Genomic DNA, 18,519 nt, shown 5'->3' on the forward strand with positions numbered 1-18,519 from the left:
TTGTGAGAGTCTCGCAGAGCCTGGGGAGGTTCACTGATATGTTGTACGATAAATCCCTTGAGAGGGACAACTGTGGTTTCGGCCTAATCGCCCACATAGAAGGCGAACCTAGCCATAAGGTCGTGCGTACCGCTATACACGCACTGGCCCGAATGCAACACCGTGGCGCGATCCTTGCTGATGGCAAGACCGGCGACGGTTGTGGTCTGCTATTACAAAAACCGGATCGTTTTTTCCGGATGGTCGCTGAAGAACGCGGATGGCGTTTGGCCAAAAACTATGCCGTCGGCATGATGTTTCTCAGTCAGGACGAAGAACTCGCCAAGGCAAGCCGCCGCATTGTAGAAGAAGAATTGCAAAACGAAACGCTGTCGATTATCGGCTGGCGTGAAGTGCCGACCAACCCAGATGTTCTTGGTGAAATCGCTCTCTCCTCCCTGCCTCGGATTGAACAAATTTTTGTGAACGCCCCTGCTGGCTGGCGTCCACGTGATATGGAACGCCGCCTGTTTGTAGCACGTCGCCGTATTGAGAAGCGCATTACCAACGACAAAGACTTCTACGTTTGTAGTTTCTCTAACTTGGTCACGATCTATAAAGGCTTATGTATGCCTACGGATCTGCCGCGCTTTTATCTGGATTTGGCTGACCTGCGCATGGAATCGGCTATTTGCCTGTTCCACCAGCGCTTTTCGACTAACACCGTGCCGCGCTGGCCACTGGCTCAGCCGTTCCGCTATCTGGCGCACAACGGCGAAATCAACACCATCGCCGGTAACCGCCAATGGGCCAAAGCACGTGCCTACAAATTTAAAACGCCATTAATTCCGGACTTGCAGGATGCGGCCCCTTTCGTCAATGAGACCGGCTCGGACTCCAGTTCACTGGATAACATGCTGGAACTGTTCCTCAGCGGCGGGATGGATTTGATCCGTGCTATGCGTCTGTTAGTGCCGCCGGCCTGGCAGAATAACCCGGATATGGATACCGACCTGCGCGCTTTCTTTGACTTCAACTCCATGCATATGGAGCCATGGGATGGCCCTGCCGGGATTGTAATGTCAGATGGCCGCTACGCCGCCTGTAACCTCGACCGTAATGGCCTACGCCCTGCGCGCTATGTCATCACCAAAGATAAACTCATCACCTGCGCCTCTGAAGTCGGTATCTGGGATTACCAGCCCGATGAAGTGATCGAAAAAGGCCGTGTCGGCCCCGGTGAACTGATGGTGATTGACACCCGCAGCGGTAAAATTCTGCATTCCGCCGAAACTGATAACGACCTGAAAAGCCGCCACCCCTATAAAGAGTGGATGGAAAAGAACGTTAAGCGCTTGGTGCCGTTTGAAGATCTGCCGGAAGATCAGGTGGGTAGCCGCCAGTTAGATGATTCGACACTGGAAACCTATCAAAAGCAGTTTGGTTACAGTAGTGAAGAGCTGGATCAAGTCATCCGCGTATTGGGTGAAATTGGTCAGGAAGCCACTGGCTCAATGGGTGATGACACCCCGTTTGCCGTGCTTTCCAGCGGCCCGCGTATTATTTACGATTACTTCCGCCAGCAGTTTGCGCAGGTCACCAACCCGCCAATCGATCCGCTGCGTGAAGCGCATGTTATGTCACTGGCGACCAGTATTGGCCGTGAAATGAACGTATTTTGCGAAGCCGAAGGTCAGGCGCACCGCCTGAGCTTTAAATCGCCTATTTTGCTGTTCTCCGATTTCCAACAATTAACCACCTTGGAAGGGGAACATTACCGCGCTGATCGGCTGGATCTGACCTTTAACCCGGCGGAGACGGATTTGGAACAAGCGGTGCTGGCCTTGTGCGAAGAGGCTGAGCGCAAAGTGCGTGATGGTGCCGTGATGTTGGTGCTGTCAGACCGTGCTATCGCCCCTGACCGCCTGCCGGTACCGGCCCCGATGGCTGTCGGCGCGATCCAAACTCGCTTAGTCGAAAAAAATCTGCGCTGCGACGCCAACATTATTGTTGAAACCGCCAGCGCCCGTGACCCGCACCACTTTGCAGTGTTGCTCGGTTTTGGTGCGACCGCGATTTACCCTTATTTAGCTTATGAATCATTAGCTAAATTAGTTGATAGCCAGGCGATTGATAAAAAGTATCGCGATGTGATGCTCAACTATCGCAACGGCATCAATAAAGGGCTGTACAAAATCATGTCCAAAATGGGCATTTCAACCGTCGCCTCCTACCGCTGCGCCAAACTGTTTGAAGCTGTTGGCTTGCACCGCGACCTATCCGACCTATGCTTCCAAGGTGTGGTTAGCCGTATTGGCGGGGCCAGTTTCAGTGATTTCCAACAGGATTTACAGAATCTGTCCAAACGCGCCTGGCTGAAACGCAAGCCGCTGGATCAGGGCGGATTACTGAAATTTGTCCACAACGGCGAATACCATGCGTATAACCCGGATGTGGTCAGCACCTTACAAACCGCGGTTCACAGCGGCGAATACAGTGATTATCAGGTTTATGCCAAGCTGGTGAATGAGCGCCCGGTTGCCACATTGCGCGATCTGCTGGCCATCAAACCGCAAGGCACCCCGATCCCAGTCGATCAAGTTGAACCGGCTGAATCTCTGTTCCAGCGCTTTGATACTGCCGCCATGTCCATCGGCGCACTCAGCCCGGAAGCCCATGAATCACTCGCCATCGCCATGAACAGCCTCGGTGGGTTCTCTAACTCCGGTGAAGGCGGTGAAGACCCCGCGCGTTACGGCACCAATAAAGTGTCCCGTATCAAGCAGGTGGCTTCTGGCCGTTTCGGTGTGACACCGGCGTATCTGGTGAATGCTGATGTTATCCAGATCAAAGTGGCGCAAGGAGCAAAACCGGGCGAAGGTGGCCAATTACCGGGTGATAAAGTCACGCCGTATATCGCCAAACTGCGCTACTCGGTGCCGGGTGTGACTTTGATTTCCCCACCGCCGCACCATGATATTTACTCAATCGAAGACTTAGCACAGCTGATTTTCGATTTGAAACAGGTCAATCCGAAAGCCCTGATTTCAGTGAAACTGGTTTCTGAGCCGGGCGTCGGCACCATTGCCACCGGTGTGGCGAAAGCTTATGCCGATTTGATCACCATCGCCGGTTACGACGGCGGTACTGGCGCAAGCCCACTTTCTTCGGTGAAATATGCCGGTTGCCCGTGGGAACTGGGGCTGGTGGAAACTCAGCAAGCACTGGTTGCTAATGGCCTGCGCCATAAAATCCGTCTGCAAGTGGATGGCGGCCTGAAAACCGGCGTCGACATTGTTAAAGCGGCAATTTTGGGTGCGGAAAGCTTCGGCTTCGGTACTGGCCCTATGGTAGCACTGGGTTGTAAATACTTACGCATTTGCCACCTGAATAACTGCGCCACTGGTGTAGCCACCCAAGATGAGAAATTGCGTCGTGACCATTATCACGGCCTGCCTGAACGTGTAGTGAACTACTTCCAGTTTATCGCCCGTGAAACCCGTGAAATCATGGCGGAGCTGGGTGTTAGCCAACTGGTTGATTTGATTGGCCGTACTGACATGCTGCTGGAACTTGATGGCATCTCCGCCAAACAGAACAAGTTGGATTTGTCGCCAATGCTGAAAACAGCTACGCCACATCCGGGTAAAGCACTGTATTGCACCGAAAGTAACCCTCCGTTTGATAAAGGCTTATTGAACAAAGAGTTGCTGGCACAAGCTGAACCGCACATTGAAGCGAAACACAGCAAGACGTTTTACTTTGATATTCGCAACACCGACCGCTCAGTGGGCGCGGCGTTGTCCGGCGCGATTGCCACTAAACATGGCGACCAAGGCCTGGCAACTGACCCTATCAAAGCTTACTTCTCCGGCACTGCCGGTCAGAGCTTCGGGGTGTGGAATGCGGGCGGCGTCGAGCTAACCCTGACGGGCGATGCCAACGATTATGTCGGTAAAGGCATGGCCGGTGGCCGCATCGCAGTGCGCCCGCCTGTGGGTTCCAACTTCCGCAGTCATGAAGCCAGCATTGTCGGCAATACCTGTCTGTATGGCGCCACTGGCGGCAAATTGTTCGCCGCGGGTCGAGCCGGTGAGCGTTTTGCCGTGCGTAACTCCGGTGCGATTACTGTCGTTGAAGGTATCGGTGATAACGGTTGTGAATATATGACGGGCGGGATTGTCTGCGTACTGGGCCGTACCGGGATTAACTTCGGGGCCGGGATGACGGGTGGTTTCGCTTATGTCCTTGATGAAGATGGTGAATTCCGTAAACGCGTTAACCCTGAGCTGGTCGAAGTGCTCGACGTCGACCAACTGGCAATCCATGAAGAGCATCTGCGCGGCCTGATCACTGAACATGTTCAGTTGACGGGTTCTAGCCGTGGTGAAGAAATTCTGGCTAACTGGCCGGAATGGGTGACCAAGTTTGCTTTGGTTAAACCGAAATCCAGCGATGTGAAAGCACTGTTGGGTCACCGTAGCCGTTCCGCAGCTGAGCTGCGGGTTCAAGCGCAGTAAGGGGTTGAAATGAGTCAGAATGTTTATCAGTTTATCGACCTACAGCGCGTAGATCCGCCGAAAAAGCCGCTGAAGATCCGCAAAATTGAATTTGTTGAGATTTACGAGCCATTCTCGGAAACCCAGGCAAAAGCACAGGCAGACCGCTGTTTGTCGTGTGGCAATCCCTACTGTGAATGGAAATGCCCGGTTCATAACTACATCCCTAACTGGCTGAAACTGGCCAACGAAGGGCGAATTATGGAAGCGGCAGACTTAGCTCACCAGACCAACAGCTTGCCGGAAGTCTGTGGCCGTGTGTGCCCGCAAGACCGCTTGTGTGAAGGGTCTTGTACCCTGAATGACGAGTTTGGCGCGGTCACTATCGGCAACATCGAGCGCTATATCAGTGATAAAGCCATTGAAATGGGCTGGAAGCCGGATATGTCCCATGTTCACCCCACCGGTAAACGTGTGGCGGTGATTGGCGCTGGCCCTGCCGGGCTAGCCTGTGCTGATGTGCTCGCGCGTAATGGCGTACAGGCGGTGGTATTTGACCGCCACCCAGAGATTGGCGGCTTGCTCACCTTTGGTATTCCGGCTTTTAAGCTGGAAAAAGAAGTGATGATAAAGCGCCGCAAAATCTTCTCCGAGATGGGCATTGAATTCCAACTGAATACTGAAGTTGGCAAAGACATCACCATGGATGCGCTGCTGCAAGAATATGACGCGGTGTTCCTCGGTGTGGGCACTTACCAATCCATGCGCGGTGGCTTGGAAAACGAAGATGCATCCGGTGTGTATGATGCGCTGCCATTCCTGATCGCCAATACAAAACAGTTAATGGGCTATGAGGCTGCACCTCACGAACCCTATATCAACATGCAAGGTAAACGCGTGGTGGTGCTGGGTGGCGGTGATACCGCGATGGACTGCGTGCGCTCCTCCATTCGCCAAGGGGCTACCGACGTGGTTTGCGCCTATCGCCGTGATGAAGCCAACATGCCGGGTTCCAAGCGGGAAGTGAAAAATGCCCGCGAGGAAGGGGTCGAATTTAAATTCAACCTGCAACCTTTGAGCATCGAAGTGAACAGTAACGGCAAAGTTTGTGGTGTGAAGATGGTTCGCACTCAACTGGGCGCTCCAGATGCACAAGGCCGTAGTGTGGCTGAGCAGATCCCAGGTTCAGAACATATTCTGCCCGCAGATGCCGTGGTGATGGCGTTTGGCTTCCGTCCACACAGCATGGAATGGTTGGCGGCTCACGACGTGGCATTGGATAAACAGGGCCGTGTGGTAGCACCAGAGCGCACGGATAATGCCTTCCAGACCAGTAACCCAAAAATCTTTGCCGGTGGCGATATTGTCCGTGGCTCTGATTTGGTGGTAACTGCCATTGCTGAAGGCCGCAAAGCGGCTGAAGGTATTATGAATTATCTGGAAGTTTGATCCCAATATAGACTCAAAGAAATCAGGGGCTGGTTATCCAGCCCCTTTTTATTGCTATTTTCTACTGCATATCCCCACTTACTCAAGATTTTGTAACAATCTCAGCAACCTTATTTGCAACATTTTATACCTAAAGCGCTATAGTAAAGGCCGAGTTCATATTGATTAATACTTTATGAGCCAATTTCACTGGTCTGCATATTATGTTGTTACGCCTTGTTTTAAAGAAAGGATCATCTGTTATGAAATCTCACTTACTTTTCATTGCTGGCGGCTTGCTGGCTATTAGCAGCAGCGCATTAGCGATGTCACTTAATTATCAAGAAGTTGGCTACAATATTGAGGCGCGAGGCGCTCGTGCAGTGGTGGCTGAATTAGCAAAAGCGGGGCAATTACCTGCTGTAGAGAATAATATCAAGCTGGGTGATGATAACTGGATTGCCATGGCTCCTAAATTAGCAGATGCCGGCAACGCGAGTTTCACTGCGGGGGTGAAATCTGCCCTATCCTCCGCGCTAATTTATAACCCAGCCGCGGTACTCAAAGCAGTAAGCAACAGTAAGACTCTCACTTTGTCAGAGATTTGTACTGCGCCAGCCGAGGTTAAAGATAGCGCGGCGAAAGCCAATTTCCAGCAACGCGCTACTCACACCCTGTCAACCATCAGAAATAGTGACATGATGAGCCAACGTGATAGCTGCCTGGCCGAGCTGAAAAAGTTATCTTAATTTTGGCTATGACCAATATAATTGGCAGAAATAATAAGGGCGGCCAAAGCCGCCCTGATAATACATTTGCTCGAGAAATAAAAAAGACTACTTAACAACCCGCAATGCTGGGCGGCCACCACTGCGTGGCGGTTGCGGCGGCTCATCATCCGGTGAGTTACCCTCGCCGTGAGGCACTTGAGTCTCATCCGTTACCAACATCAAGTTTTCCGTCGGCGCAGCCTCGTTATCTTCTTCTTCCATGCCGACAAAATTGCCATCAGCATCAGAATCGTAAGCTTCTTCAGGTTCAAACATAGTGCCGGAACCATTTTCACGCGCATAGATTGCCATCACCGCCCCCATAGGGACAGTCACTTCGCGGGGAATACCACCAAAACGGGCATTGAAACTCACTTCCTCATTGCCCAATTCCAGATTCCCTACTGCACGCGGTGCCACATTCAATACAATTTGCCCATCACGGGCAAACTCCATTGGCACCGAAACACCCGGCCGGGTAACATCCACAACCAGATGTGGAGTCAGTTGATTATCAATCAACCACTCATAGAATGCGCGCAACAAGTAAGGACGGCGCGGAGTCATACCAGACGTCGCCATAAAATTAACCCCGGGTTTGCAGGCGCATTTCACGTTCAGCTTCAGTCAAAGAAGCCAGGAATGCATCACGCTCAAACACACGTGTCATATAGCCTTTCAGCTCTTTAGAACCTGCGCCAGTGAATTCAATACCTAATTCTGGTAAACGCCACAGCAGAGGAGCCAGATAACAATCGACCAGACTGAACTCTTCGCTCATAAAGAAAGGCATTTCATTAAACACTGGTGCAATAGTCAGCAGTTCTTCACGTAATTGTTTACGAGCAGCATCCGCTTCTTGCGCATTGCCTTTCTGAATTTTCGCCAGTAGTGAATACCAATCCTGCTCAATACGGTTCATCATCAAACGGCTGCTACCGCGTGCTACAGGGTAGACCGGCATCAATGGCGGGTGAGGAAAACGCTCATCCAGATACTCCATGATGATGCGGGATTCATACAGCGTCAGCTCGCGATCAACCAAAGTAGGGACGGTCTGGTAGGGATTGAGGTCAATCAGATCCTGCGGCAGATTATCAGCTTCAACCTGCTCAATCTCAACACTGACACCTTTCTCCGCCAGTACGATGCGTACTTGATGGCTAAAAATGTCGGTCGGGCCGGAAAACAGCGTCATTACCGAACGTTTGTTGGCAGCGACAGCCATGAAAACCTCCAAGATTATCTAGAAAAAACAATGCGAATAGCCCACGGTGACGTTGCTATCCTGAGTCGTTTTACAGCCGGTTCGCAATCATGGTCGTTGCTGCCGTAAATAAGCCTTGGTCGAGAAAATAATTCAGCCAGGGAGATACACGGACGCCAACAGTTCGCCGAACAGGCACAAAAGTGAGTGATAGTTTACCAGATTTTGCATGTTTTGTGGGGATGGTGCTGCGATTTCATGAACAATTGTCTATCTGACAACGGGTTAGCGGCAAAAATATAATGAATAAAATAGCGGAAGGGTACTTTTAGCGATTGATCTGGCTTAAAACAAATAAAAAAACCCGGTGAGACACCGGGTTTTTACCATTAATCTGATGCCGTGAAGGCAAAAAATTAACGTTTGGAGAACTGTGGACGACGACGTGCTTTACGCAGACCCACTTTCTTACGCTCAACTTCACGCGCATCACGCGTTACGAAGCCAGCTTTACGCAGTTCACCACGCAGAGATTCGTCATATTCCATCAGTGCACGGGTGATACCGTGACGGATAGCGCCAGCCTGACCTGAAATACCACCACCTTTAACAGTGATGTACATGTCAAACTTGGTAACCATGTCTACCAGTTCCAACGGTTGATTCACTACCATACGGGCAGTTTCACGACCGAAGTAAACTTCAAGGCTACGTTGGTTAATAACGATTTTACCGCTACCCGGCTTAAGAAAAACGCGTGCAGCAGAACTTTTGCGGCGACCAGTGCCGTAGTATTGATTTTCAGCCATTGCCATAATCCCGATTAAATGTCCAGAACTTGCGGTTGCTGTGCCGCATGATTGTGCTCAGTACCTGCATAAACTTTAAGTTTACGATACATTGCACGGCCCAGCGGACCCTTCGGCAGCATGCCTTTAACCGCGATTTCAATCACACGCTCAGGACTGCGGGCAATCATCTCTTCAAAGGTCGCTTGTTTGATACCACCGATGTGACCGGTGTGACGGTAATAAATCTTGTCTGTACGCTTGTTGCCGGTTACAGCAACTTTTTCTGCGTTCAGAACGATGATGTAATCACCAGTATCAACGTGCGGGGTGTATTCCGCTTTATGCTTGCCGCGTAGGCGACTAGCCAGTTCAGTAGCGAGGCGACCTAAGGTCTTACCATTCGCGTCAACAACATACCAGTCGCGTTTTACAGTTTCTGGTTTAGCTGTGAAAGTTTTCATTATAAAAGCTTACCCAATTAATAAGTTACACGTTGGTGAACACCCAAACGTTCAAAAACAGTTGAGGCTCACACGACCATCAGTCCAGCAAACCTACCCCTTCGAATAGCCAATGCTGGCACTATACAAAGTTCTGGGAAAAAAACTTTGTTGTAACGTGGGGTCGCAAGATTATAGAGAAGTCGACGTCAAAGATCGAACTGTTTTTGGCGAGAAAGGTATAAATTAAACATGTTAAGTTAGGGCGAAGAATAATCGCCCACCACAGAATAGCATTTTAGCGCCCATAAAGTGAATAACTGAGGCGCAGATTACTTTCACAGCAAGTACAGTTATGGCAAATGCGGTAAAGAGAGATACTCTTCACTTTGCATCTCTTGTAGCCGTGATAAACAGCGCTGATACTCAAATTTAAGCCGTTCGCCGCAATAAATTTCGAACATTGATGCTTCCGCTGCAATGATAAGTTTTACCCGCCGCTCATAAAATTCATCAACTAATGCCAAAAAACGCCGGGCGGTGTTTTCATCCTGCGTCGCCATCTTATGGACATTGTGCAGCAATACGGTGTGATAAAGCTTAGAAAGCGCGATGTAATCCAACTGGCTGCGCGCCTCTTCACACAATGTGTGGAAATCAACCGCCAGCACCCCTTGCGCAGAGCAAATCGCCGGTAAAGGCCGGTGATTAACTTCCAGTATCGGGGATTTTTCGCCCTCTTTCCCCGCAAGTTTGACGAAAATATCCTCCATCGCCTGTTCAGTCTGCGGGTTAAGCGGTGTCAGGTAGAGATTAGCCTGAGTTAATGTGCGCAGGCGGTAATCAATACCAGCATCGACATTCATTACATCGCAATATTGCTTAATAAGCTCAATCGCCGGCAAGAAGCGAGCGCGCTGCAAACCGTTACGATACAAATCATCCGGTGGAATATTGGACGTCGCAACCAGTGTGATCCCACGGGCAAACAATGCTTCCAGCAATGTCGCCAGCAGCATGGCATCAGTAATATCCGAAACAAAAAATTCATCAAAACACAGCACATCAGTTTGAGCCTTGAAACCATCAGCAATAATTTCTAATGGATTTTCATGACCTTGCAATGTTGTTAGCTCTTGATGCACCCGCAACATAAAACGGTGGAAATGCAGGCGGAGCTTACGTTCACCCGGCAAGCTGTGGAAAAACATATCCATCAGCCAAGTTTTACCCCGCCCGACACCGCCCCACATATATAAGCCCTGAGCTGGGCGTATTGGCATTTTTGACGCGCCCCGGCCCAGTAAGCGGCCCAAACGCCCTCGGATACCTACATTGACCGCAGGCGTGCTTTGGCGTTGATTCAATTCCTGATAAAGAGTGTCCAGCCGTGCGACAGTACGCCGCTGGACGTCATCAGATTGATAGTCGCCAGCATCAATTGCTTGCTGGTAAAGTGCTATAGGTGAACTCGGTTGCATGTTTATCAATAATCCCTGATAAAAATAATCTCTGATAAAATAGTTATCTACTTTTCGCGGTACTTTCTTGCTGATTTATCGGGTAATCGCAGCATTTACCGACTCTGCTACTGCGGAAAAAGCCTGATAACCATAGGCAATGTTGCATCAGGATTCCACTCAGACAAGGTTAACGGTTATAGTGGGTATTATTAAGTGAAAAAGCCCTGCTGAACAATGAAGTCAAAAAAGGAGTCATTATGACCTGGGAGTATGCGCTTATTGGGTTGGTTGTTGGTATTGTGATTGGCGCGGTGGCTATGCGCTTTGGCAATCGTAAATTGCGTCAGCAGCAAGTGCTGCAAAATGAGCTGGAGAAAAGTAAATCAGATCTGGAAGAATATCGTCAGGAACTGGTTGGGCATTTTGCCCGCAGTGCCGAGTTGCTCGATAACATGGCTCGCGACTATCGCCAGCTTTATCAGCATATGGCGAAAAGCTCCAATAACTTGTTGCCAGACTTGCCAATGCAAGATAATCCGTTCCGCTACCGTCTGACGGAATCTGAAGCAGATAATGATCAGGCACCGGTCAAAATGCCACCTCGTGACTACTCCGAAGGGGCATCCGGTTTACTGCGTCCGGAACATCAGACCCGGGACTAAGCTAAACTTCTATCTATGCCCTAAATAATTCGAGTTGCAGGAAGGCGGCAAACGAGATACAAATCGGTCGGGAAGCGATTTGAACAGTATTTATGCTGCCCGCTGGGTGAGTCTCAGGGATGAGGCTCATTAACTCCGATAAGCTTACTGTGGTAAGTGATTCGGGTTATTGAGTTTAACCAACGCACATGCAGCTTGAAGTATGACGGGCATATCAAGCTGACTGCGGCGCACACCGCCGTGGTCAGCACATTTACACTTCTATACCTACCTCTCCTTGAATTGCTTTACGCTAACCCCTATATCAAGTGACATCTTAGGGTGCTTATTTTTAGAACAGCAATAGCCTTTTGAAATAAGTGAATTTTTTAGCTCATTCAGAGTCTGAATTTACACCGGGCCTGTAGTAGCCATCTACCCTATTCATTCACCGTTAGGTATTGAGAGAGTTTAAATCAATGAAGAAAAAGTCATTATTTCTTAGTGCGCTGGCAATGAGTGTCGGCTTAGGTCTCGCATCTGTTCCTATGGTAAACGCAGCAGCTCTTCCGGCGGCCGTTGCCGGGCAATCAGTCCCAAGTTTGGCACCTATGCTGGAGAAAGTGTTGCCCGCGGTCGTCAGCGTCCATGTCTCTGGCACACAGGTACAGCAGCAACGTTTGCCGGAAGAATTCAAATTCTTCTTTGGCCCAAATGCGCCAACCGGCAAAGAGAGTAACCGCCCATTTGAAGGGCTGGGATCTGGCGTCATCATTAACGCGGAAAAAGGTTATGTGCTGACCAATAACCACGTAATCAATAACGCGGATAAAATTCGTGTTCAGCTCAATGATGGCCGTGAATATGATGCCAAATTGCTGGGCCGTGATGAACAAACTGATATCGCTTTATTGCAGCTAACTGACGCCAAAAATCTGACGGCGATTAAAATTGCAGATTCCGATAACCTGCGAGTCGGTGATTTTGCCGTCGCTGTGGGCAACCCATTTGGCCTCGGCCAGACCGCGACCTCCGGTATCATTTCCGCACTTGGCCGCAGTGGTTTGAATCTGGAAGGGTTAGAAAACTTTATCCAGACCGACGCCTCTATCAACCGAGGCAATTCGGGTGGTGCGCTGGTCAACCTGAATGGCGAATTGATTGGGATTAACACCGCAATTCTGGCACCGGGGGGCGGTAATATCGGTATTGGCTTTGCCATTCCAAGTAATATGGCGCAAAACCTCAGCCAACAGTTAATTGAATTTGGCGAAGTGAAACGCGGCCTGTTGGGTATTCGTGGCAGCGAAATGACCGCTGATATGGCGAAAGCCTTTAATATTGATGCGCAGCGCGGTGCTTTTGTCAGTGAAGTGCTGCCAAAATCAGCGGCCTCTAAAGCCGGTATCAAAGCAGGCGACGTGTTAGTTTCCGTGGATGGCAAACCCATTAGCAGCTTTGCTGAGTTACGCGCCAAAGTAGGCACCACCGGGCCGGGCAAAACCGTTAAAGTCGGTTTATTGCGTGATGGCAAACCGCTTGAAGTGGCTGTAACGTTGGAGAACAGCAGCCCAACATCGACCAGTGCAGATACCTTATCACCTTCATTGCAAGGCGCATCACTGAGCAATGGCGAAATCAAAGGTGGCAGCAAGGGTGTCAAAGTTGAGAACGTAACCAAAGGCTCACCGGCAGCGCAATCGGGCTTGCAGAAAGACGATGTGATTATTGCCGTAAACCGTGTGCGAGTGAAAGATATCGCCGAGTTACGCAAAGCTATTGAAGCGAAACCTGCTGTAATTGCACTGAATATTGTTCGCGGTGAAGAGAATATTTATCTGTTAATCCGCTAATTTGCTGAAAAATCGGACACAGCACAATGCTGTGTCCGCCAAACTCATGCTATTCTCCCGTTACCTATTCATTCATGCCTTAAACTTCATGTTTCTTAAGCTATTGCGTTCTATTATTTTGGGGCTAATTGTTGCCGGTATCTTGCTGGTCGCAATACCTATGCTCCGCAGCCCCGGCCACTTTTTTTCGGGCAATGGTGATAGCGTAGATGAAGAGACCCCTGTCAGTTATAACCAAGCTGTACGCAGAGCTGCCCCTGCCGTTGTTAATGTTTATAACCGTAGCCTAAGCCCTAATCAGGAAGGATTAGCCATTCGAACCTTAGGTTCTGGCGTGATCATGAATGATAAGGGTTATATCCTGACGAATAAACACGTCATCAATAATGCAGAACAAATCATTGTCGCATTACAAAATGGCCGTATCTCTGAAGCCTTGTTGGTCGGTTCAGATAATCTGACTGATTTAGCCGTGTTGAAAATTGATGCCGTCAACCTACAGGTTATTCCGATTAATATTAACCGGACACCACATATTGGTGATGTCGTGCTGGCTATTGGCAATCCCTATAATCTTGGTCAAACCGTCACGCAGGGGATTATCAGTGCCACCGGGCGTATAGGTTTGAGTTCTTCTGGCCGACAAAATTTCCTCCAAACAGATGCCTCCATTAATCAGGGTAACTCCGGGGGAGCGCTGGTCAATACGCTTGGCGAGTTGGTGGGGATCAACACACTTTCATTTGATAAAAGTAGCAATGGGGAAACCCCGGAAGGCATCGGTTTTGCTATTCCAACCGCACTTGCCACCAAAGTGATGGAAAAATTGATTCGCGATGGGCGGGTGATCCGTGGCTATATTGGCATTACCGGCGAGGAGTATCCGCCATTCAATGCCAGCGGTAATAATGGCGACCGAATACATGGCATTAAGGTGAATAAGATATCGCCAAATGGCCCGGCAGCGAATGCTAACTTGCAAGTGGGTGATATTATTCTAAGCGTTAATAGTAAGCCTGCGACGTCCGTGATAGAAACCATGGATCAGGTGGCAGAAATTCGTCCTGGAACCACAATTCCGGTCTTATTATTACGCAATGGTCAGCAAATCACGGCACAAATTACTATTACCGAATTGGATCAAAATGAGCTGCTTGAACAACAGCCAGCGCCGTTGTCATAGGGGCTATATATCCTAACCGGATGTATCAATTGCAAAAAAAATCGCAAAAAAATGCCAGCCTGATGTCACTCACCGGCTGGCATTTTTTATAAGGCGGTTAGAAAAAGCGTTTTTTTGAAAAAGTCTATTCGCCTTTTATACGCTCAATATTGGCACCTAACGCACGTAATTTATCTTCGATACCTTCGTAACCACGATCGATATGATAAATACGGTCAACAATGGTCACCCCATCAGCGACACAGCCCGCTAATACCAAGCTAGCAGAAGCACGCAAATCGGTTGCCATGACCTGAGCACCAGACAACTGCTCAACGCCATAGCAAATCACAGTATTGCTCTCGATTTCTGCATGTGCGCCCATACGGATAAGCTCTGGCACATGCATAAAACGATTTTCAAAAATTGTTTCGGTGATAACACCGGTTCCTTCTGCAACCAAGTTCAATAAACTGAACTGAGCCTGCATATCTGTTGGGAAACCAGGGTGTGGCGCAGTCCGCAAGGTAATGGCTTTAGGCCGTTTGCCATGCATATCCAGGCTTATCCAGTCCTCGCCGATTTCAATATCAGCGCCCGCTTCACGCAGCTTAGCCAATACTGCATCCAGTGTATCTGGACGAGTCTGACGACAAACCACTTTACCGCCAGAGATAGCCGCTGCAACCAGGAAAGTCCCGGTTTCAATACGGTCAGGCAGCACTCGGTAAACACCGCCACCCAAGCGAGCTACACCCTCAATGGTTATGCGGTCAGTACCTGCGCCAGTGATTTTAGCGCCCAGCGTATTCAGGAAATTCGCTGTATCGACAATTTCTGGTTCGCGAGCGGCGTTTTCAATGACTGTAGTCCCCTCAGCCAAGGTTGCTGCACTCATAATGGTCACTGTTGCGCCAACGCTGACTTTATCCATCACGATATGCGCGCCTTTCAGGCGGCCATTGACGGAAGCTTTAACGTAACCTTCTTCCAGCTTGATTTCAGCACCCAACTGTTCCAAACCGGTGATATGCAAATCGACCGGACGCGCACCGATAGCACAACCACCCGGTAAAGAAACCTGCCCTTTACCAAAGCGAGCAACCAGTGGCCCCAAAGCCCAGATGGAGGCGCGCATGGTTTTAACCAAATCATAAGGCGCACAAAACTCATCCACACCACTGGCATCAACAAAAACGGAGCCGGAAGCATCACGTTCGATTTTGGTGCCTAATTGGCTCAACAATTTAATGGTGGTATCAATGTCTTTTAGCTTTGGGACATTTTGCAACTCGACCGGGTCTTCTGCCAATAACGCCGCGAACATTATCGGCAATGCTGCGTTTTTCGCTCCGGAAATGGTGACTTCACCGCTTAGGCGAGTCCGCCCCTGCACACGAAACTTATCCATTGTGACCACTCTTTGTTGTCAAAATACTGGTTGTCAAAATACTGATCGTTGTCAAAATACTGATCGGCAAATTCGAATTCACTGCCCGCTTAAGAAACTGCCTGACAAACCTGTAGGCAATTCAGAAGCCAACAGCATCAAAAACCGTTTAGTTTGCGATCCCGCTGCCACTCTTGCGGCGTATAGGCCTTAATGGATAAAGCATGAATGCGGTTATCAGCAATATATTCCATCAGCGGCGCATACACTGCCTGCTGCTTTTTCACTCGACTCATATCGGCAAATAACTCACCCACAGCAATCACCTGAAAGTGGCTACCATCACCGGTAACATGCGCTTCTTGTAATGCCAATGCTTGCATCAGCACGTCTTTAATTTCGTTAGTATCCATAAGATTCATTCTATTTTAAGAGGATCGTAATCAGTTGAACATATTAGTGGAATACGGCTTTCTCTGAAACTAAAGAAAAGCCCCTGTTTCGTTATTACGCTCAGGGGCTTAAAAACTTTAGCTTTTTGCTTTAGCAATAGGCGACACAAAAGGCCACTAACATAATTCTAATCGCTAGATACTGGCCGTTTTTACCGAGATAACTGTTTCTACCGGGATGACTTCCCGCAAATTATACAGTTCAATCAAGGTAGACAAGCGATCGCTGACACCGGTAATCGCTAATGAGACACCCTGCTTGCCGCGCAGTTCACGAAAGTGAACCAACAGCGCCAGACCGGAGGAATCAACACGCTGTAATTGGCTGACATCAATGCGCGTCTTATCGGCCAACAATGCTTCTCGCTGTTGCCATAGGGGTAACAGCGTTGCGCGATCCAATTCACCTTGCAGTATCAGTGTTTCCTGTTGTGACTGCCATTTCAGTTCATCCGCCATAATCACTACTTATCTAAGGTTATTGGCTGTTTCGCTGCAATGAGCAACTGCTGGGTCAGGCCATCAACACCTTTTTGACGCAAAATAGAGGCCCACTCATTTTGCTTGGTGCTGATCATGCTAACCCCTTCGGCTATCATGTCATACGCCTGCCAATTGCCGGTTTGGCTGTTTTTCCGCCACTGGAAATCTAAACGTACCGGTGGGCGGCCATTAGGGTCAAGGATGGTCACGCGAATGGCGACGATATTGGCATCACCCAATGGCTGATCTGGTGCGACATCGTAAGTTTGGCCGTGATATAGCGCCAATGCTTGGCCATATGCCTGTTCCAGATATTGACTGAATGCATTGAAGTAAGCTTCACGCTGTGCCGGAGTGGCGGCTTTGTAATAGCTGCCCAGCACCAATGCACCTGCATATTTAATCTGAACAAATGGCAATAATTCTTCGCGGACAATAGTGCGTAAATATTCGGGATTTTGCTTAATGTTAGCTTGTTCATTTTTCAGGCGCGTAAAGGTTCTTTGCGCAGCTTCATCCATCAGACGGTATGGGTTAGTTTGATCGACGGCATTAGCCAATGGGGCTACCACCAACAACGCGACCATAAGTAAACGTTTAAACATTCGATACCCTCTTAAGGATGTTGAGTTGCTGGCAAGCTGCCATTTGCTGCCGCAGGTGCCGCAGCCGGTTCACTGGCTGGTGCATCAGAATTACCATCACCGCCACTTTTGTACAAGAACTGACCGATAAGGTCTTCCAGAACCAAAGCAGATTTAGTGTCTTGGATGACGCCGCCATCTTTCAAAATACTGGTGCCCATATCCGGGTCTTCAAAACCGACGTTAAGCGCCAGGAACTGTTCGCCCAATAAACCGGAAGTGCGCACCGCCAGGGAACTGGTGTCCGGGATATGGTTATAGCGCTGCTGGATATCTATCGCCACAAGGGGGCTGTAATTTTTGGTGTCCAGCGTAATATCAGCCACTCGGCCAACCACAACCCCACCAATTTTGACTGGCGAATTGTTTTTCAGGCCACCAATATTGTCAAAATTAGCATAAATCCGATATGTCGGCTGATTACCCACTGATTTGATATCTGCCACTTTCAAGCAGAGGAATACGACCGCCAGAATAGCAATCAGTATAAACGCCCCTACCCAGATTTCACTTTTCTTCGTTTGCATCGACTCAGTTCCCAAACATCAGTGCTGTCAGCACAAAATCTAATCCCAATACCGCCAGTGATGAATGCACCACAGTACGGGTCGTTGCCCGGCTAATCCCCTCAGATGTTGGGATCGCATCATACCCATTGAACAGCGCAATCCAAGTCACGGTAATGGCAAATACCAGGCTCTTAATCAGGCAATTCAGTAAATCTGTGCGCCATTCGACGGCACTTTGCATTGCAGACCAGAAGAAACCGCTATCAATCCCCTTCCAGTCAACACCAACAACGGAACCACCCCAGATGCCCACCGCGACAAAAATAGCCGTCAATAATGGCATACTGATAAGCCCAGCCCAGAACCGAGGAGCAACCACTCGTCTTAGAGGGTCAATCGCCATCATTTCCAAACTAGAAATCTGTTCAGTCGCTTTCATTAGGCCAATCTCTGCCGTCAGGGCAGAACCGGCACGGCCAGCAAACAGCAGCGCCGTCACTACAGGCCCCAATTCTCGCAGTAATGATAAAGAAACCATCATCCCGAGGCTGGCTTCTGCGCTGTATGTGGTGAGGATCAAAAAGCCCTGTAAGCCCAAAACCATACCGATAAATAGGCCGGAAACCACGATAATCAGTAAGGATTGCACCCCAACGCTATACAGTTGCTTGACCAATAATGGCCACTGTTTTCGCGGTTCAGGCCGCCCAACCAGCGCATTAAACAGCATTAAACCCGCGCGACCAAAGGATGCGCAGACATTAATGCCCCGGCGGCCTAAAGACGCCAATGCCTGTACTAACATGAA

General features: G+C 49.4%; 17 protein-coding genes. 6 read left to right on the forward strand and 11 right to left on the reverse strand.

Going from position 1 to position 18,519, the window contains the following annotated elements; translation table 11 throughout:
* Positions 1-38: 38 nt before the first annotated feature.
* The 3 genes from gltB (at position 39) to OP863_RS17470 (ending at position 6,655) form a co-directional block, all read left to right on the forward strand.
* Complete coding sequence (gltB, locus tag OP863_RS17460; RefSeq protein WP_038638771.1) at positions 39-4,499, forward strand: glutamate synthase large subunit; 4,461 nt, start codon at positions 39-41, stop codon at positions 4,497-4,499.
* Between the two features lie 9 nt (positions 4,500-4,508).
* A complete protein-coding gene (locus OP863_RS17465; RefSeq protein WP_004392007.1) occupies positions 4,509-5,927 on the forward strand; it encodes a glutamate synthase small subunit in 1,419 nt (472 codons plus the stop codon).
* A gap of 242 nt (positions 5,928-6,169) precedes the next feature.
* Complete coding sequence (locus tag OP863_RS17470) at positions 6,170-6,655, forward strand: hypothetical protein (RefSeq protein WP_038638769.1); 486 nt, start codon at positions 6,170-6,172, stop codon at positions 6,653-6,655.
* Between the two features lie 87 nt (positions 6,656-6,742).
* Here the strand turns inward: OP863_RS17470 and sspB are convergent, their stop codons facing one another.
* From sspB to zapE, 5 genes are all read right to left on the reverse strand, one after another.
* A complete protein-coding gene (sspB, locus tag OP863_RS17475) occupies positions 6,743-7,258 on the reverse strand; it encodes a ClpXP protease specificity-enhancing factor (protein WP_145589310.1) in 516 nt (171 codons plus the stop codon).
* A 4-nt stretch (positions 7,259-7,262) separates the two neighbouring features.
* Positions 7,263-7,904 (reverse strand): stringent starvation protein SspA, encoded by a 642-nt coding sequence (gene sspA / locus OP863_RS17480; protein WP_004392010.1) that lies wholly within the window; start codon positions 7,902-7,904, stop codon positions 7,263-7,265.
* 395 nt (positions 7,905-8,299) lie between these two features.
* Positions 8,300-8,692 (reverse strand): 30S ribosomal protein S9, encoded by a 393-nt coding sequence (gene rpsI / locus OP863_RS17485; RefSeq protein WP_005162424.1) that lies wholly within the window; start codon positions 8,690-8,692, stop codon positions 8,300-8,302.
* A 14-nt stretch (positions 8,693-8,706) separates the two neighbouring features.
* Positions 8,707-9,135, reverse strand: coding sequence for a 50S ribosomal protein L13 (rplM, locus tag OP863_RS17490; RefSeq protein WP_004710905.1), 429 nt, complete (start codon positions 9,133-9,135; stop codon positions 8,707-8,709).
* A gap of 332 nt (positions 9,136-9,467) precedes the next feature.
* On the reverse strand, positions 9,468-10,595 hold the full coding sequence (gene zapE, locus OP863_RS17495) for a cell division protein ZapE (protein ID WP_145589311.1): 1,128 nt from the start codon (positions 10,593-10,595) through the stop codon (positions 9,468-9,470).
* Between the two features lie 239 nt (positions 10,596-10,834).
* Between zapE and zapG the strand changes: the two genes are divergently transcribed.
* From zapG to degS, 3 genes are all read left to right on the forward strand, one after another.
* Positions 10,835-11,239, forward strand: coding sequence for a Z-ring associated protein ZapG (gene zapG, locus OP863_RS17500; protein WP_004392014.1), 405 nt, complete (start codon positions 10,835-10,837; stop codon positions 11,237-11,239).
* 458 nt (positions 11,240-11,697) lie between these two features.
* Entirely contained in the window at positions 11,698-13,071 is a 1,374-nt protein-coding gene (gene degQ, locus OP863_RS17505) for a serine endoprotease DegQ (RefSeq protein WP_145589312.1), read from the forward strand.
* A gap of 88 nt (positions 13,072-13,159) precedes the next feature.
* The gene (degS, locus tag OP863_RS17510; RefSeq protein ID WP_265526290.1) at positions 13,160-14,254 is read left to right on the forward strand and encodes an outer membrane-stress sensor serine endopeptidase DegS; all 1,095 of its coding nucleotides are present in this window, start codon (positions 13,160-13,162) and stop codon (positions 14,252-14,254) included.
* Between the two features lie 124 nt (positions 14,255-14,378).
* Here degS and murA read toward each other — a convergent pair whose 3' ends face one another.
* The 6 genes from murA to mlaE form a co-directional block, all read right to left on the reverse strand.
* The gene (gene murA / locus OP863_RS17515) at positions 14,379-15,644 is read right to left on the reverse strand and encodes a UDP-N-acetylglucosamine 1-carboxyvinyltransferase (protein ID WP_038638756.1); all 1,266 of its coding nucleotides are present in this window, start codon (positions 15,642-15,644) and stop codon (positions 14,379-14,381) included.
* A 137-nt stretch (positions 15,645-15,781) separates the two neighbouring features.
* Positions 15,782-16,036 (reverse strand): BolA family iron metabolism protein IbaG, encoded by a 255-nt coding sequence (gene ibaG / locus OP863_RS17520; RefSeq protein WP_004710915.1) that lies wholly within the window; start codon positions 16,034-16,036, stop codon positions 15,782-15,784.
* A 174-nt stretch (positions 16,037-16,210) separates the two neighbouring features.
* Entirely contained in the window at positions 16,211-16,534 is a 324-nt protein-coding gene (gene mlaB / locus OP863_RS17525; protein ID WP_038640008.1) for a lipid asymmetry maintenance protein MlaB, read from the reverse strand.
* A gap of 5 nt (positions 16,535-16,539) precedes the next feature.
* Complete coding sequence (gene mlaC / locus OP863_RS17530) at positions 16,540-17,163, reverse strand: phospholipid-binding protein MlaC (protein ID WP_038638750.1); 624 nt, start codon at positions 17,161-17,163, stop codon at positions 16,540-16,542.
* Between the two features lie 11 nt (positions 17,164-17,174).
* Positions 17,175-17,729, reverse strand: a complete 555-nt coding sequence (gene mlaD / locus OP863_RS17535; protein WP_050292042.1) for an outer membrane lipid asymmetry maintenance protein MlaD — start codon at positions 17,727-17,729, stop codon at positions 17,175-17,177.
* 4 nt (positions 17,730-17,733) lie between these two features.
* Positions 17,734-18,516: a lipid asymmetry maintenance ABC transporter permease subunit MlaE gene (gene mlaE, locus OP863_RS17540; protein ID WP_038638744.1), complete on the reverse strand. Its 783-nt coding sequence runs from the start codon at positions 18,514-18,516 to the stop codon at positions 17,734-17,736.
* Positions 18,517-18,519: the final 3 nt, after the last annotated feature.

This window comes from Yersinia sp. SCPM-O-B-9106 (C-191) (assembly GCF_026183365.1).
Taxonomy (GTDB): Bacteria; Pseudomonadota; Gammaproteobacteria; order Enterobacterales; family Enterobacteriaceae; genus Yersinia; species Yersinia rochesterensis.

Coding starts and splice junctions, on each gene's coding strand:
- ibaG (WP_004710915.1), bottom strand. CDS start 16,036: ATGGATACTAACGAAATTAAAGACGTGCTGATGCAAGCATTGGCATTA.
- rplM (WP_004710905.1), bottom strand. CDS start 9,135: ATGAAAACTTTCACAGCTAAACCAGAAACTGTAAAACGCGACTGGTAT.
- murA (WP_038638756.1), bottom strand. CDS start 15,644: ATGGATAAGTTTCGTGTGCAGGGGCGGACTCGCCTAAGCGGTGAAGTC.
- sspB (WP_145589310.1), bottom strand. CDS start 7,258: ATGGCGACGTCTGGTATGACTCCGCGCCGTCCTTACTTGTTGCGCGCA.
- degQ (WP_145589312.1), top strand. CDS start 11,698: ATGAAGAAAAAGTCATTATTTCTTAGTGCGCTGGCAATGAGTGTCGGC.
- mlaC (WP_038638750.1), bottom strand. CDS start 17,163: ATGTTTAAACGTTTACTTATGGTCGCGTTGTTGGTGGTAGCCCCATTG.
- sspA (WP_004392010.1), bottom strand. CDS start 7,904: ATGGCTGTCGCTGCCAACAAACGTTCGGTAATGACGCTGTTTTCCGGC.
- zapG (WP_004392014.1), top strand. CDS start 10,835: ATGACCTGGGAGTATGCGCTTATTGGGTTGGTTGTTGGTATTGTGATT.
- mlaD (WP_050292042.1), bottom strand. CDS start 17,729: ATGCAAACGAAGAAAAGTGAAATCTGGGTAGGGGCGTTTATACTGATT.
- rpsI (WP_005162424.1), bottom strand. CDS start 8,692: ATGGCTGAAAATCAATACTACGGCACTGGTCGCCGCAAAAGTTCTGCT.
- degS (WP_265526290.1), top strand. CDS start 13,160: ATGTTTCTTAAGCTATTGCGTTCTATTATTTTGGGGCTAATTGTTGCC.
- zapE (WP_145589311.1), bottom strand. CDS start 10,595: ATGCAACCGAGTTCACCTATAGCACTTTACCAGCAAGCAATTGATGCT.
- OP863_RS17465 (WP_004392007.1), top strand. CDS start 4,509: ATGAGTCAGAATGTTTATCAGTTTATCGACCTACAGCGCGTAGATCCG.
- mlaB (WP_038640008.1), bottom strand. CDS start 16,534: ATGGCGGATGAACTGAAATGGCAGTCACAACAGGAAACACTGATACTG.
- gltB (WP_038638771.1), top strand. CDS start 39: ATGTTGTACGATAAATCCCTTGAGAGGGACAACTGTGGTTTCGGCCTA.
- OP863_RS17470 (WP_038638769.1), top strand. CDS start 6,170: ATGAAATCTCACTTACTTTTCATTGCTGGCGGCTTGCTGGCTATTAGC.
- mlaE (WP_038638744.1), bottom strand. CDS start 18,516: ATGTTAGTACAGGCATTGGCGTCTTTAGGCCGCCGGGGCATTAATGTC.